This window comes from Nocardioides cynanchi (genome assembly GCF_008761635.1).
Lineage (GTDB): Bacteria > Actinomycetota > Actinomycetes > Propionibacteriales > Nocardioidaceae > Nocardioides > Nocardioides cynanchi.
On record NZ_CP044344.1, the window covers coordinates 3,269,773 to 3,284,512 of the forward strand.

The window sequence follows — 14,740 nt, forward strand, 5'->3', positions numbered from 1 at the left end:
GGGCGCGGATGCGGGCGATGGAGGTCCGCACCCGTAGAATCGTCTGCAGCCAGTGGGACTGCTTGAGTTCGAGGCCCACTCTCTATGCAACGCACCCGGTGTGGTGGCGCAGTCCTTACTCAGCTGCGCGGAGACCAGCGATCGGGTGGAGCAAGACGCGTCTTGCAGGCTCACCCGTTCCGCACCCGCGGGATCGGCGCCGGACGCACCCGATGACGCCACCCGAAAGCAGCTGATCGCGCATGTCCGCGCCCGAGAACACCACGCTCGACCTCGAGTTCACCGACACCGAGCTCGCCGAGCTGGTCGAGGTCACCGAGACCGACACCCCCGACGACTCCGACGTCCAGGCCCCCGAGGCCGAGCTCGCCGAGCCCGAGTCCCCCGAGGCCGACGCCGAGTCCGAGCCGAGCGAGCCCGTGAGCAACGTCTTCACCGGCCTGCCCGTCGAGCTGATCGAGGCCCTGCGCCAGCAGGGCATCGTCACGCCGACCGCCGTCCAGGAAGCCGTGATCCCCGACGGGATGGCCGGCCACGACGTGCTGGGCCGCGCCCAGACCGGCTCCGGCAAGACCCTCGCCTTCGGCATCCCCGCGCTGGCCAAGCTGGCCGGCAGCAAGAGCCGCCCCTGCCACCCGCGTGCGGTGATGATCGTGCCGACCCGTGAGCTGGCCAACCAGGTCGCCAAGGCGATCCAGCCGCTGGCGGCGGCGATGAACCTGAAGCTGACCACGGTGTACGGCGGCACGCCGTACGACAAGCAGACCCGCCAGCTGCGCCAGCGTGCCGACATCGTCGTCGCCACCCCGGGCCGGCTCGAGGACCTGCTGGAGAACGGCTACTGCTTCTTCGACGACATCCAGCTGACCGTGCTCGACGAGGCCGACCACCTGTGCGACCTCGGCTTCTATCCTGAGATCGACAAGCTCGTCGGGATGACCCCGGCCGGCTCGCAGCGGATGCTCCTCAGCGCGACGCTCGACGGTGACGTCGACAAGCTGGTCCGCACCCACCTGCGCAACCCCCGGCTGCACGAGCTCGACCCCAACGCCGGCTCGGTCACCACGATGACCCACCACACCCTGACCGTCGGCGGCTTCAAGGAGAAGGTCGGCGCCGCCGTCCGTCTCGTCGAGGCCAACGGCCGCACCATCATCTTCACCCGGACCCGTGAGGGCGCTGTGGAGCTCGCCGAGGCGCTGACCGGCCAGGGCGTCGACGCGGTCGACCTGCACGGCAACCTCAGCCAGAAGGTCCGCGAGCGCAACCTGCACCGCTTCTCCTCGGGTGCCGCCAAGGCCGTCGTGGCCACGGATGTCGCCGCGCGGGGCATCCACGTGGACGCCGTCGACATGGTGATCCACTTCGACGCGGCCAGTGACGCCAAGGCCTACCTGCACCGCAGCGGGCGGACGGCGCGGGCCGGCGCCGCCGGCGCCGTGGTCACGATCACCACCCCGAAGTTCCTCCAGCAGGTCGTGCGCCTCCAGCAGAACGCCGGCGTCGAGGTGCTGCACCACGACATCCAGACGGCCCCGGACCACCTGTCCGCCGCGCTGCTGGCCAAGCACGGCTCGGCCGCGCCGAAGAAGTCGTCCTCGTCGTCCTACGCCGGCAAGAAGCCCGGCGGCTACAAGGGTGGCAACAAGTCCGGCGGCTACAAGGGCAGCAACCCTCGGGCGGGCTACAAGGCCGGTGGCGGCTACCAGGGCGGCAAGCCGGCCGAGGGCGGGTCCAGCCACGGCCCCCGCAAGTCCGGCACGTCGTCGTACACCAAGGGCAAGTCGTACGCCGGGAAGCGCGCGACCGCCGCGCGCTGACCGCCACTGACCGCCGGCCGGGTCAGCCCCGGGCCAGCGACCACGCGATCGCGAGCATGGTGAGTCCGATCAGCACGTCGAGGACCTGCCAGGCCCGCGGTCGGGTCAGCACGGGGCTCAGCAGCCGCGCGCCGTAGCCCAGTCCGCTGAACCACACGATGCTGCCCAGGCACGCCCCGGCTGCGAACCACCACTTGTCCGTGGGCCCGTCGTGGGCCGCGATCGAGCCCAGCAGGAGCACGGTGTCGAGGTAGACGTGCGGGTTCAGCCAGGTCAGGGCGGTGGCCTGGAGCACGGCCCCGCGCAGCCGCGGCTCCTCGGGGCCGGTCGGTGTCAGGGCGCCGGCGTGCCGGGCACGCCACAGCGAGCGCACGCCGTACGCCGTCAGGAAGGCCACGCCGAGCCAGCGGACCACCGTGAGCGCGGTCGGTGCGTGCTGCACGAGCGCGCCGATCCCGGCGACCCCGGCGAGGATCAGCACCAGGTCGCTCACCGCGCAGATCACGACGACCGGACCGACGTACTGCCGGAGCATCCCCTGGCGCAGCACGAAGGCGTTCTGTGCGCCGATCGCCACGATCAGCGACAGGCCGGTGAGCAGTCCGGCAACCAGGGCGTCGAGCACGCCCCCACGCTAGAGCCGCAGGTCAGGTCAGGCGCTGGGGGGCGCGTTCCGGCTGCGTCCGGTCGCCACGGCGAGGATGAAGCCGAGTACGGCCACCCCCACGCAGATCCACCCGACGGCGGTGGTGGCGACGTGGTCGGTGACGCTGGTGGGCAGGTCCACCGCCCCGGTGAGCAGCACCAGGCCGATCACGAGCAGGAGTGCCGAAATGCCGATTCCCATGAGTATCTCCTGAGGTCGAGTCTCCCGAGGCGTGCCTGCTTCGTGCCCCGAACCGGCCCGCCGCAATCATCCGAGGAGACGGTGGGGGAGCGCAACGGAGCCGGTGGCCCCGCTCGGGCGTGCCACCGGCTTCGGGTGCGATCCCGCGCGGGGCGTGCTGTCAGAAGGCGCTCTCGTCGAGGTCCATCAGCGACAGGTCGGCGCCCTCGGCGATGACCCGCTCGGCCGCGACCCGCGGCAGGTTGGTCTGCGCGAAGAACTGGGCGGCCGCGACCTTGCCCTCGTAGAACGCCTTCTCCTTGGCGGGCAGGTCACTTCCGAGCTTGCCGAGCGCCACGTCGGCGCCGCGGAGCAGGAGCCAGGCGCAGACCACGTCGCCCAGCACCATCAGCAGCCGGCTGGTGTTCAGCCCGACCTTGTAGATGTTGCGCAGGTCCCCGCCCTCGGCGGACGCGTCGGCACTCATCAGGTCGTTGATCATCACGCCCACGATCGCCTGGGCGTCCTCGAGGGCGGTGGCCAGCAGGGCCCGCTCGTTCTTGAGCCGGCCGTTGCCGGCCTCGCTCTCCAGGAAGGCCGAGATCTCGCCGGACAGGTGGCCCAGCGCGGTGCCCTGGTCCTTGACGATCTTGCGGAAGAAGAGGTCCTGGCCCTGGATCGCGGTGGTGCCCTCGTAGAGGGTGTCGATCTTGGCGTCGCGGACGTACTGCTCGACCGGGTAGTCCTCCAGGAAGCCCGAGCCGCCGAAGGTCTGCAGCGACTCCGTGCCCAGCAGCACCCACGAGCGCTCGGAGCCGTAGCCCTTGACGATCGGCAGCAGCAGGTCGTTGACCGCCATCGCCAGGTCGTCCTTCTCGCCGTTGTGCTCGGCGATCATCACGCGGTCCTGCCAGGACGCGGTGTAGAGCACCAGGGAGCGCATCGCCTCGGAGAACGACTTCTGCGTCATCAGGGAACGGCGTACGTCGGGGTGGTGGGTGATCGTCACCCGCGGCGCGGTCTTGTCCGCGGCCTGGGTCAGGTCGGCGCCCTGCACCCGCTCCTTGGCGAAGTCGAGGGCGTTGAGGTAGCCGGTCGAGAGCGTGGCGATGGCCTTGGTGCCCACCATCATCCGGGCGTTCTCGATGACCTGGAACATCTGGGCGATGCCGTCGTGCACCTCGCCGAGCAGCCAGCCGCGGGCCGGCTCCCCGCCGCCGACGCCCGGGTCGCCGAAGGTGAGCTCGCAGGTGTTGGAGACCTTGATCCCCATCTTGTGCTCGACGCCGGTGACGTAGACGCCGTTGCGCTCACCGGTCGGCTCGCCGGTCTCGGGGTCGAAGTGGAACTTGGGGACCACGAACATGCTCAGGCCCTTGGTGCCCGGGCCGCCGGCCCCCTCGACGCCCACGGGGCGGGCCAGCACGAGGTGGATGATGTTGTCGGAGAGGTCGCCCTCGGCGGAGGTGATGAAGCGCTTGACGCCCTCGATGTTCCAGGTGCCGTCGTCGTTAGCGGTCGCCCTGGTCCGGCCGGCGCCGACGTCGGACCCGGCGTCCGGCTCGGTCAGCACCATGGTGGTCAGCCAGCCGTTGTCCACGATGTGCTGGGCGATCTTCTTGTCCCGCTCGTTGCCGTTGCGGTGGACCACGCCGGCGAACATCGGCCCGGCGCCGTACATCCAGATGGCGGGGTTCGCGCCGAGCACCATCTCGCCCAGGGCCCAGTTGAAGCTGGACGGAGCCGGGGTGCCGCCGAGAGCGGCGAGCGTGCCGAGGCGCCAGTACTCCGACGCCATCCAGGCCTGGAAGCTCTTCTTGAACGCCGCGGGCACCGGGGCCTCGTGGGTCTCCGGGTCGAACACCGGAGGGGTGCGGTCGGACTCGGCGAACGACTCCGCGAGTTCCTCCCGGGCGAGCCGGTCGACCTCGGCGAGGATCTCGCGAGCGGTCGCGGCGTCGATCTCGGAGAAGGGGCCGGTGCCCAGCACCTCGTCGCTCCCGAGCAGCTCGAAGAGGTTGAACTCGATGTCGCGGAGGTTGCTCTTGTAGTGACCCATGTGCCTGCCTGTCCGGTGAGATACGTACGGGTGTCGTCCGAGGCGCAGTGCTACTCGTCGGTAACATAATTCTGCCTCGTGCTGCGGCGCCTCGCAACCGCCGACGGCGGATCGGCCGGATCTCCCGCGGGAACTGTGACCCAGCCCACGGTGGCGCCGACGGCGTTCGGGCGTCGTCTGGGACACTGTGCGCATGCGAGTCTCCGCCAAGGCCGACTACGCGCTCCGTGCGCTGATCGAGATGGCCAACCCCGCGGACGGGGACGGCCGTCCGGTCAGTGCCGAGGAGCTGGGACGCCGGCAGGACATCCCGCACAACTTCCTCCAGGCGATCCTGGCCGATCTCCGCAAGTCCGGGATCGTGCTCGCCCAGCGCGGGCAGTCGGGTGGGTGGCGCCTGGCCAAGCCCGCGGAGGACGTGACCGTGGCCGACGTGATCCGGGCCGTGGACGGACCACTGGTCTCGGTCTACGGGCTGCGCCCCGAGGCGGTGTCCTACAACGAGCGGGCCGATGCCCTCCAGCGGGTGTGGATCGCGGCCCGGCACTCGCTGCGCGACGTGTTCGAGCAGGTCTCGGTCGCCGACCTCGCCGCCGGTGCCCTGCCGCCCGGAGTGGCTGCGCTCACCGAGGACGAGGACGCCTGGCAGCCCCACTGATTCCGCCTCGGTGTCGAGCGGAGTCGAGGCTCACTCGACGGCGGAGACCCAGTCCACGAAGGGCTTGAGCGTGCGCCAGTCGTCGCGCACCGCCTCGAGCAGCTCGGGGTGTGGATGATCGGCTCGAACCCGTAGTCGTGGCCGATCGTCAGCGACTTGTGGCGAAGCAGGTCGATCCGCGGGTGGTCGACGTCGTACCCGCGCGGTGCGGTCTTGAGGGTGTGGCCGCCGATCACCCACCCTCGTCCGGCGAGGCGCTCGAGCAGCGCGGCCAGCGGCTTGCCGGTCTCGTCGTCGTCGATCGCGGCCCGGATCGCGGCGATCCGGGGCCCGGACGCGTCGTAGAAGCCGGCGCCGGTGCGGACCCCGCGGGCCGAGACCTCGACGTACCAGCCGGTGGCCGGGCCGACCCCCACGAAGGCGCCCTGGGCGGTCTTGTACGGCGTCTTGTCCTTGGCGAACCGCACGTCGCGGAACGGCCGGAAGATCTTGGCCTCGCCGAACTCCTCGGCGAGCGCCGCGCAGAGCGCGGTCATCGGCTGCTTGACCGAGTAGTCGTAGGTGCCCTTGTGCTTCTCCCAGAACGCCCGCGTGTTGTCGACCTCGAGGTCGTCGTAGAAGTCGAGGGCGGTGGAGGGGAACCCGGTGAAGTCGGCCGCCATGACTCTCACCCTAGGGCGTGCGCGCCGATGTCGGGATCCCCCGGTCGACCGGCTCTGGGTGGGTTCTTCTCGTGAGATCCCGGAACTTCGTTCCGTCATCTCACTCGGAACGGCTGCTCTACTGAACCGGCTGAGACTCTCGTTCTTCTCGTCGTCCGCCGGAGCTTCGCTCCGTCGGACGACTCGCGGGATGCCGCTCAGGCAATCCGACTGTGGCTGGGTTCTTCTCGTGAGATCCCGGAACTTCGTTCCGTCATCTCACTCGGAGCGGATGACGAGATTCGAACTCGCGACATCGACCTTGGGAAGGTCGCGCTCTACCAACTGAGCTACATCCGCACAGCCGGCCCGGGGCCGACAGGCAGGGATCGTACCTGCTCGCACCCGTCGCGGACGAACGGGCCCAGTGGCAGTGGGCGGCCTCAGACCGGCAAAAGCTCGGGCCGCTTCGGGAGTACGCCGTCACCCGACGAGCGGCCGGTGATCCGGCGCCGGATCCACGGGGCCGCATGGGTGACCGCCCAGGCGAAGTCGGCCCGGCGCCCGACCCGGGCCGGCGCGTGGTCGGTCAGCATCGACGGGTCGAGAGGCACCAGGTCGTGCGGAACGCCGAGCGTCTCCAGCACCTCGATCGCCACCGCCTGGTGCCCGACCGGGCCGAGGTGGAGGCGGTCTTCGGACCACACGGTGGCCGGGTCGTCGGGGCGCATCCGCCACGAGTCGAGCACCACCACGCCGTGCCGGTCGGCGATCTCGCGGACCCGCTCGTTGTAGACGGCGAATCGCCCGCGGAGCCGTCCGAAGGGACCGCCGACGCCCGGGTCGAAGGCCGTGAACATCCCGACCGTGGCGCCACTGGCGACCAGCCGGCCGATCGCGTCGTCGTACACCTCGGCGAGTGCGTCGACGTCGAGCCGCGGCCGGAGCAGGTCGTTGCCGCCGGCGTAGATCGTGACCAGGTCGGGAACGAGCGCGAGGGCCGGCTCCACCTGCTGCTCGACGATCGGGCGCAGGGTGCGGCCCCGGATGGCGAGGTTGGCGTAGCCGAAGTCGTCGGTCTGGGTCGCCAGCACCTCGGCCACCCGGTCCGCCCAGCCGCGGACGCCGTTCGGGCGGGTCGGGTCGGGGTCGCCGACGCCCTCGGTGAAGGAGTCGCCGAGCGCGACGTAGCGGTGGAAGACGGGAGCGGTCACGTCCGGAATCGTCTCAGAGCGATGGATTCGAGACGGCTGCAGGGCGACCTGCTCTCCGGTCCGGAGCGCCGGGTAGCCTGCGACCGTGCTGCTCAGTGACCGCGACATCCTGGCCGACATCGATGCCGGCCGGATCGTGATGGACCCGTGGGACCCGGCGATGATGCAGCCCTCGTCGATCGACGTCCGGCTCGACCGCTTCTTCCGCGTCTTCGAGAACCACCGCTACCCCCACATCGACCCGGCCGCCGACCAGTCCGACCTGACCCGTGTCGTCGAGCCGGACGGTGACGAGCCGTTCATCCTGCACCCGGGGGAGTTCGTGCTCGGCTCGACGTACGAGATGGTCACCCTGCCCGACGACGTCGCCGCCCGGGTCGAGGGCAAGTCGTCGCTCGGGCGGCTCGGCCTGCTGACCCACGCCACCGCCGGCTTCGTCGACCCGGGCTTCTCCGGCCACGTCACCCTGGAGCTGGCCAACGTCGCGACCCTGCCGATCAAGCTCTACCCGGGGATGAAGATCGGCCAGTTCTGCTTCTTCCGGCTGTCGTCGCCGTCGGAGCACCCCTACGGCTCGGAGAAGTACGGCTCGCGCTACCAGGGGCAGCGCGGTCCGACACCCTCGCGGTCGTTCCAGAACTTCCACCGGACCACGATCTGATGGCGTCGATCTCGGACCTGACGATCGCGGTGCTCGGCGGCACCGGCCCCCAGGGCCGGGGCCTGGCCCGTCGCTGGGCGGGGGCCGGACTCTCGGTCGTGCTCGGCAGCCGGTCCACCGAACGAGCCGCCGAGGCCGCGGCCGCCCTCGCCGAGGCCACGGGTGGTGACCTGCGCGGGGCGTCGAACCACGAGGCGGCCGCAGCGTGCGACCTGGCGGTGGTGGCGGTGCCGTACGACGGTCACGCCGACCTGCTGCGCGCGCTCGCGGAGCCGCTGGCCGGCAAGATCGTCGTCGACTGCGTGAACCCGCTCGGCTTCGACCAGCAGGGCGCCTACGCGCTGCCGGTCGCCGCCGGGTCGGCAGCGCAGGAGGCGGCCGAGATCCTCGCCGACTCGACCGTGGTCGCGGCCTTCCACCACCTCAGCGCCGTGCTGCTCGACGACCCCGAGGTCTCCTCGATCGACACCGACGTGCTGGTGCTGGGCGACGACCGGGACGCCACCGACCTGGTGGCCTCGCTGGCGGACGTCGTACCCGGACTGCGGGGCGTGTACGGCGGCCGGTTGCGCAACGCCCATCAGGTCGAGGCCCTGACCGCCAACCTGATCAGTGTCAACCGCCGCTACAAGGCGCACGCCGGGGTCAGGGTCACCGACATCTGAGCGCCGGCTGGACCCGGACAGCAGGAAGCCGACCGCAGCCTCCTGCGATCGGCTTCCCTTTCAGCGGGCCGTGGGAAAGGGTTCACAGCCAGCTGAGACGGCGGACCTTGCGGTGCCGACGGCGGACGCCGGTCGGCTGGTGCCTGGTCGTCGGGTGGATCCGGTCCTCGATCAGGTAACGGGCCTGGGCCTCGATCACGGTGGTGTTCATGGCGCTGTCTCCTCTCGGTGTGGTGGTGGTCAGACCTGCGTCAGGACGATGTCGCCGCTGACGGTGCGGGCCTGGAGCTCGATGTGGTCCTGTCCCTCCTGGGGTGCCCCGACGCTGTCGAGGTCGGAGCGGACCGAGCCGGTGACGGTGTTGAGGTCGGCCCAGACCGGGGTGCCGGCTGGGATGCCGATGTGGACGTCGCTGCTGGCGCCCTTGGCGCTGACCTTGCCGCGCCGCGCCCGGCCGATGCTCAGGTCGCCGCTGCCGGTGGACAGCGAGACGTCGGCGTTGGCCGTGGCGACGTTGAGGTCACCGGAGCCGGTCTTGACCACGGTGCGGGCGTTGGTGGTGCCGACCTCGACGTCGCCGGAGCCGGTGGAGATGTTGAGCTCGCGGACGCAGCTGCCGACGGAGACGTCACCCGAGCCGCTCTTCACGTTGACCTCGGCGTGGCCCTCGGCGATCTCGACGTCGCCCGAGCCGGTGTCGACCGAGACCGGGCCGGAGAAGGTGTCGCAGGTGACCTCGCCGGAGCCCGTCTTGATCCGGGCAGCGCCGACCTGGCCCTCGACCTCGATGTCGGCGCTGCCGGTCTTGACCGCCAGGTTGCTGTCGGTGGGGAGGGTGACCCGGACGTCGAGGGAGCTCTCCCGGCCGAAGAAGCCGCCGCTGTGCTTCGGCCCGATCACCCGCAGCGTGTTGCTCTCGAAGGTGACCGCGACCTCGTCGGCCTCCCCGCCCTCGATCTCGAGGGTGGTCTCGGCGGTGTCGGCCGCGGAGATGCGGACCCGGCCCTTCCCGATCTCGATCACGAGGTCGATCGGCCGGCTGGTCTCGAACTGGCGGTTCATGGTTCCTCCTGGGTGGCCGCTCGCCGTGAGTCGACCGTGAGATGGGTGTGGTCTACCGAGGGAGCGACCTCCGGTCGTCCCCGTGCGGGCTGTGGTGGTGGGTGCTGCTGGTGCTATGGCGGGCTCAGAGCCAGCCGGTCATGCGCTTGGAGCCGCGTCCCTTCGAGCCGCCGAAGGGGTCGTTGCCGAAGAACGGGATGCTCGAGAGGTCGACGTCGATGTTGATGGAACCGTCGCGAGTGGCCATCCGGATGATGTTGACCAGCCACGTGTTGAGCGACTGGCCGGCCTCCGCGGCCCGCTCCTCGGCCTTGCCCTTGACCGCCTCGGGGAGCCGCAGCGTGATCCGGGCCAAGTTGCCGTCCTCGACGTCGTCGGGGGCGGGAGGGGGCGGCGGAGGCGGAGGCGTGGGCGCCGCGGTGTGGACCAGGAAGTCGAGGTCGCGGCCGTTCAGGCGGACGTCGACGCCACCGTTGGGCATCTCGGCGGTGATCTCGGCCGCGGCCTGTGAGACCGCCTCCATGATCGCCAGCCGGGCGCTGGAGTCGAGGGCGAAGGTGAGCCGCTCGGCGGCCTGACGGGTCTCGTCCCCGGCGGAGTCGGCCGCGGAGACCAGCGAGCTCCGGAGGCTGTCGACGTACGGCGTGATGTCCATGTGCATCATCCTGACATCACAATGATGTCATGTCAAGTCTCTCGTGACATCAGTCTGTTGTCACGTGATGTCAGGGCGCGTCACAGGTCGAAGAGGGAACCACCCTCGGGGATGTCGACGTCGGTCCGGGGCTCGGGCGAGGCGGAGCCGGGCCGGGGCTTCTCGGTGGGCTCGGGCTCGTCGTCGCCCTCAGGGGCGTGGTCCGCGGGCTCGGTCCCGGAGCCTGCGGCCGCGGTCGCGGCGGCACTCACGCTCGCGCCGCTCGGCCGGTTGTCGTCGGCCGGCTCGGGCTCCGCGGGGGCGATGTCGAACAGGGATCCACCGGTCGCGATCTCGCTCGCGGGCGCCGGCGTGGTCTCGGCCGGCACCGGCTCGTCGGCGGGCTGCTCGGTCGGAGCCGCGGCCGCTTCGGTCGTCGGCTCCGGCGCGGGCTCGGGCTCCTCGGGGGCGATGTCGAACAGTGACCCACCGGCGGCGGGAGCCGTCGCGGGCTCGGCAGAGGACGGTACGGCGGGGTCAGCGGGGGGCTCCGGCGCTCCGCTGTCGGCGGCCTCCTCGCCCAGGTCGAAGAGAGACCCGCCGGCCGCTGCCGGGGCCGCCGGTGCGGCCGGCTCCGGCTCGACGTCGGTGCCGACATCGAACAACGACGAGCCGCCGGACGCCTTGGCGGCGGGCCCGACGTCGGCGGTCTCGGTGACGGTGTCCTCGGTCTGGGTGTCGTCGCCGGGCTGGGGCTCGGCGCGGGTCTCCTCGCTGCGCGCCTCAGGCTCGGTCGGCGCGGCGGCCGTGGCACCCGCGGACTCCGCGCGGCCGGCCCGGGTCGCGGACTCGCCCTTCACCGAGGCCAGCAGCATCTGGGCGACGTCGAGCACCTCGACCTCTTCGCGGGCCTGGCCCTGGGCCTGCTCCGAGGTCAGCCCGTCGGAGAGCATCACCCGGCAGAAGGGGCAGCCCACCGCGATCTGGTCGGCGCCGGTGCCGACGGCCTCCTTGGTGCGGTTGACGTTGATCCGCTCCCCGATGCTCTCCTCCATCCACATCCGGGCCCCGCCCGCGCCGCAGCAGAACGAGCGCTCGCCGCTGCGCTCCATCTCGACGTACGACGCTCCGGGCAGCACCTGCAGGAGCTCGCGGGGCGGCTCGTAGACCTGGTTGTGGCGGCCGAGGTAGCAGGGGTCGTGGTAGGTGATCGTCCGCTTGGCGGCGCCCGCGCCGGAGGCGACCGGGGTCAGCTTTCCTTCCCGGACCAGCCGGTTGAGCAGCTGGGTGTGGTGGACGACCTCGAGCTCGAGGCCGAAGTCGCGGTACTCGTTCTTGAGGGTGTTGAAGCAGTGCGCGCAGGTGGTGACGACCTGCTTGACCTCGTGCTCGGTCAGGGTCTCGACGTTCTGCTGGGCCAGGCCCTGGTAGATGAACTCGTTGCCCGCTCGACGGGCCGGGTCGCCGGTGCAGGTCTCGCCGTTGCCGAGCACGCCGAACGAGATGCCGGCGATGTTCAGCAGCTCGGCGACCGCGCGGGTCGTCTTCTTGGCGCGGTCCTCGTAGGCGCCGGCGCAGCCGACCCAGAAGAGCCAGTCGACCGACTCCAGGGACTCGAGGTCCTCACCGACCACGGGGACGTCGAAGTCCAGGCCCTTGGCCCAGTCCATCCGGGCCGTGGCCGACATGTTCCACGGGTTGCCCTTGCCCTCGAGGCCCTTGAACAGCTGGTTGAGCTCGGCCGGGAAGTTGTTCTCCACCAGCACCTGGTAGCGGCGCATGTCGATGATGTGGTCGACGTGCTCGATGTCGACCGGGCACTGGTTGACGCACGCGCCGCACGACGTGCAGGACCACAGCACGTCGGGGTCGATCACGCCGTACATCGACTCGTCGCCGATCAGCGGACGCTCGGACTCCTTGCGGGCGGCCTCGGGTACGTCGTCACCCTCACCCGCCAGCGTGGCAGGGGCCGCGGCCATCGCGTGGTCGCGGAGGTTCATGATCAGCAGCTTGGGAGACAGCGGCTTCTCGGTGTTCCAGGCGGGGCACTGCGACTGGCAGCGGCCGCACTCGGTGCAGGTCGTGAAGTCGAGCAGGCCCTTCCAGGTGAAGTCGCCGATCGCGCCGACCCCCAGCCGGGCGTCCTCGTCGAGGTCCTCGATGTCGTCGAGGGTGACCGGCTTGCCGGCCGAGATCAGCGGCTTGACCGCTCCTAGCGCGACCGGGCGGCGTCCGAAGAGCACGTTGAGCGGGGCCACGAAGATGTGGAGATGCTTGGAGTTGAGCACGAAGATCAAGAACGCCAGCATCACGCCGATGTGGAGGATCAGGCCGATCCCGATCAGCGCGGTGCTGTCGGGCAGCACCTTGCCGAGCAGGTAGGAGACGAACGCGGCCTTGCCGTAACCGTGGCTCGTGCCCATGTCGCGGGCCTCGACCGCGCCGCGGAACAGGAACAGGGTCCACACGACGTTGAAGATCATGAACAGCGTGAAGTACGCCGGGCCGAGGTGGGACCCGAAGAACCGCGACTTGCGGCCGAGCGTCTTGGGCTGGTTGCGCAGCCGGATCGCCCAGAACACCCCGATGCCGACCAGGGCCATCACCGCGATGAAGTCCTGCACGAAGCCGAGGACCGCCCAGTTGCCGAAGACGAACCAGCTCCACTCGGGGTTGCGGGTCAGCAGGATGACGTAGGCCTCGAGGTAGACCGTGCCCAGGATGATGAAGGCCCAGAAGACGAAGAAGTGAGCCGCGCCCGGGACGCTCCACTTGAGCAGCTTCTTCTGCCCGAAGACCTCGACGACCTGGCGCTTCAGGGCGGCGCCGAGCTTGCCGGTGACGCCCGCGATCCGGTCGGGTGCCGGCTGGCCGCTGGTGATCACGCGGTAGAGGAACCACACCCGGCGCCCGGCGAACGGCAGCGCGATCGCGTTGAGCAGCAACCCCAGGATCAGTACGGCGGTCACGGTCACTCCCTGTTGTCGCGGGCGTCGTGGTGGTGCGTCGGCGCCGACACTACGGGCAGGAGCAGGCAGCGGTCATGGGCGCCCGACCCCGGGATCGTACCCGCAGGTAACTTGCGGAAACCGGAGTGGTGGCGGAGGTCTCAGCCGGGGCCGCCGAGCCGCCTGGTCAGCGCGGCCGCCGCACGCCGTACCTCGGCCGCGAGACCCTCGGGCTCGTCCTCGGCGAAGGTGACGGCCAGGCCGGCGACGGGGTGCTGGTTGTGGTCGAGCACCGGCGCCGCGACGCTGGCCAGGCCGGGCGTCACCTCGCCCGACTCGGTCGCGTGCCCGCGCCGCCGGGTCTCGGAGAGCACCGCGCGGAGCGCGCTCAGAGTGCGGGGTCCCGTGCCGTGCCGGTCCACGAAAGCCGACGCGTCGGGGTAGAGCGCCCGCACCTGCGCGGCCGGCAGGGCGGAGAGGATCGCCCGCCCGCTGGCGGTCAGGTGAGCCGGCAGGCGCACGCCGACGTCGGTGACCAGGGGCGGGCGGCCCGGCGCACGCTCCTCCACGACGTACAGCACGTCGCGGCCGTGCAGCACCGCGAGATGGGCGGTGTGGCCGGTGCGGTCGACGAGGTCGGCCAGCGTCCGGCGACTGATCCGCTGCAGGGGCTCCTGGCGGCTGAAGCCGCTCCCCACCTCGAACGCCGCGACCCCCAGGCCGTAGCGGTGCTCCTCGGGCAGGTGGACGACGAAGCCCTCCTCGATCATCGCGCCGAGGAGGTGGTACGCCGTCGAGCGCGGGAGACCGCAAGCCCGCGTGATCCGGTCCAGCGAGACCGGATCCGGCTGGCTGGCCAGGAAGCGCAGCACCTGGAGGGTGCGCGTGGCTGCCGGCACCTGACCCATGCCGGGATCGTGCCACGCCGGGCGTCAGCGACGCCCGGGGCTCACTCGGTGGTGCGCGGGCGCTCCGTCGGCGTCTCGCCGACCGTGGTGTCACCGGTGGAGGTGGTCGGCTCCGCTGTGGCCCGGTGGCTGCCGGCGCCGCCCTCGGTCGAGGTCGGCGTGGTGGTGGTGCCCGTCCCGTCGGACGTGGTCGACGTCGTGGCCGTGGACTCGCCCTCCGTCGCGGTCGACGTGGAGGTGGTGGCGGGGTCCGTGCCCTCGGCGCTGCTCTCGTCGTTCCAGACGCTGGGCTCGTACTCGGCGGACTTCGTGTTCACGTCGGGATCGACCCGATCGGCCTCACGGAGCCGGTCCTCGTAGGTGGCCTGCTCGACCTGGTGGCCCTGCTCGGCGGCCCGGGCGCGCTCGACGGCGCGCTCGGCCTCGGCCTGGGCCAGCTCGGCCTTGGCACGAGCCTCGTCAGCGGCCCGCTGGGACTCGGTCAGCCCACTGGCCTGGGTGCTCGCCTCGGCGCGCAGCTCCTCGGCCCGGACTCGCTGCTGCTCGGTGCGCTTCTTGTTCGCCATCGCCACGATCGCAACGATCGCGATCACGACGACCACGGCCAGGATGATCCAGAGCCACATCGGAGTTCTCCCCAC

Annotated in this window: 14 protein-coding genes, 1 tRNA gene and 1 pseudogene; 4 read left to right on the top strand and 12 right to left on the bottom strand. The window is 71.0% G+C overall.

Translation table 11 applies throughout. The features are described 5' to 3' along the window. Positions 1–242: 242 nt before the first annotated feature. Positions 243–1,820: a DEAD/DEAH box helicase gene (locus tag E3N83_RS15815; protein ID WP_151084133.1), complete on the top strand. Its 1,578-nt coding sequence runs from the start codon at positions 243–245 to the stop codon at positions 1,818–1,820. Positions 1,821–1,842: 22 nt separating this feature from the next. Here E3N83_RS15815 and E3N83_RS15820 read toward each other — a convergent pair whose 3' ends face one another. The 3 genes from E3N83_RS15820 to E3N83_RS15830 all read right to left on the bottom strand — a co-directional run bounded on the left by E3N83_RS15820 (position 1,843) and on the right by E3N83_RS15830 (position 4,705). After that, positions 1,843–2,445: a LysE/ArgO family amino acid transporter gene (locus tag E3N83_RS15820; RefSeq protein WP_151084134.1), complete on the bottom strand. Its 603-nt coding sequence runs from the start codon at positions 2,443–2,445 to the stop codon at positions 1,843–1,845. Positions 2,446–2,472: 27 nt separating this feature from the next. Next, positions 2,473–2,667 carry a hypothetical protein gene (locus E3N83_RS15825; RefSeq protein WP_151084135.1) on the bottom strand — a complete coding sequence of 65 codons (195 nt, stop codon included), beginning with the start codon at positions 2,665–2,667 and terminating at the stop codon, positions 2,473–2,475. Positions 2,668–2,827: 160 nt separating this feature from the next. Continuing rightward, complete coding sequence (locus tag E3N83_RS15830) at positions 2,828–4,705, bottom strand: acyl-CoA dehydrogenase (protein WP_151084136.1); 1,878 nt, start codon at positions 4,703–4,705, stop codon at positions 2,828–2,830. A gap of 193 nt (positions 4,706–4,898) precedes the next feature. Here E3N83_RS15830 and E3N83_RS15835 point away from each other — a divergent pair, with 193 nt between their 5' ends. Continuing rightward, positions 4,899–5,363 (top strand): RrF2 family transcriptional regulator, encoded by a 465-nt coding sequence (locus E3N83_RS15835; RefSeq protein WP_151084137.1) that lies wholly within the window; start codon positions 4,899–4,901, stop codon positions 5,361–5,363. A gap of 143 nt (positions 5,364–5,506) precedes the next feature. Here E3N83_RS15835 and E3N83_RS15840 read toward each other — a convergent pair. The 3 genes and pseudogenes from E3N83_RS15840 to E3N83_RS15850 all read right to left on the bottom strand — a co-directional run. After that, a pseudogene (locus E3N83_RS15840) lies at positions 5,507–6,124 on the bottom strand (DUF2461 domain-containing protein); the annotation flags it as partial. Positions 6,125–6,291: 167 nt separating this feature from the next. Further along, positions 6,292–6,364 (bottom strand) — tRNA-Gly (locus tag E3N83_RS15845). A gap of 83 nt (positions 6,365–6,447) precedes the next feature. Beyond that, positions 6,448–7,218 carry an SGNH/GDSL hydrolase family protein gene (locus E3N83_RS15850; protein ID WP_238342939.1) on the bottom strand — a complete coding sequence of 257 codons (771 nt, stop codon included), beginning with the start codon at positions 7,216–7,218 and terminating at the stop codon, positions 6,448–6,450. Between the two features lie 85 nt (positions 7,219–7,303). On the opposite strand from E3N83_RS15850, the gene dcd reads away from it, so the two are divergent. Together dcd and npdG are read left to right on the top strand one after the other, a co-directional pair. Then, the gene (gene dcd, locus E3N83_RS15855; RefSeq protein ID WP_151084139.1) at positions 7,304–7,879 is read left to right on the top strand and encodes a dCTP deaminase; all 576 of its coding nucleotides are present in this window, start codon (positions 7,304–7,306) and stop codon (positions 7,877–7,879) included. Beyond that, positions 7,879–8,544 (top strand): NADPH-dependent F420 reductase, encoded by a 666-nt coding sequence (gene npdG / locus E3N83_RS15860; RefSeq protein WP_151084140.1) that lies wholly within the window; start codon positions 7,879–7,881, stop codon positions 8,542–8,544. The genes dcd and npdG overlap by 1 nt, the downstream gene beginning before the upstream one ends. 82 nt (positions 8,545–8,626) lie before the next feature. Here the strand turns inward: npdG and E3N83_RS20260 are convergent, their stop codons facing one another. The 6 genes from E3N83_RS20260 to E3N83_RS15885 form a co-directional block, all read right to left on the bottom strand. Further along, positions 8,627–8,755, bottom strand: a complete 129-nt coding sequence (locus tag E3N83_RS20260; RefSeq protein ID WP_272950266.1) for a hypothetical protein — start codon at positions 8,753–8,755, stop codon at positions 8,627–8,629. Between the two features lie 29 nt (positions 8,756–8,784). After that, entirely contained in the window at positions 8,785–9,606 is an 822-nt protein-coding gene (locus tag E3N83_RS15865; RefSeq protein WP_151084141.1) for a DUF4097 family beta strand repeat-containing protein, read from the bottom strand. A 124-nt stretch (positions 9,607–9,730) separates the two neighbouring features. Continuing rightward, positions 9,731–10,261: a toxin-antitoxin system HicB family antitoxin gene (locus tag E3N83_RS15870; protein ID WP_238342940.1), complete on the bottom strand. Its 531-nt coding sequence runs from the start codon at positions 10,259–10,261 to the stop codon at positions 9,731–9,733. 80 nt (positions 10,262–10,341) lie between these two features. Continuing rightward, complete coding sequence (locus E3N83_RS15875; RefSeq protein WP_151084143.1) at positions 10,342–13,212, bottom strand: heterodisulfide reductase-related iron-sulfur binding cluster; 2,871 nt, start codon at positions 13,210–13,212, stop codon at positions 10,342–10,344. A 140-nt stretch (positions 13,213–13,352) separates the two neighbouring features. Next, positions 13,353–14,099, bottom strand: a complete 747-nt coding sequence (locus E3N83_RS15880; protein WP_151084144.1) for an IclR family transcriptional regulator — start codon at positions 14,097–14,099, stop codon at positions 13,353–13,355. A gap of 41 nt (positions 14,100–14,140) precedes the next feature. Beyond that, the gene (locus E3N83_RS15885) at positions 14,141–14,725 is read right to left on the bottom strand and encodes a hypothetical protein (RefSeq protein ID WP_151084145.1); all 585 of its coding nucleotides are present in this window, start codon (positions 14,723–14,725) and stop codon (positions 14,141–14,143) included. Positions 14,726–14,740: the final 15 nt, after the last annotated feature.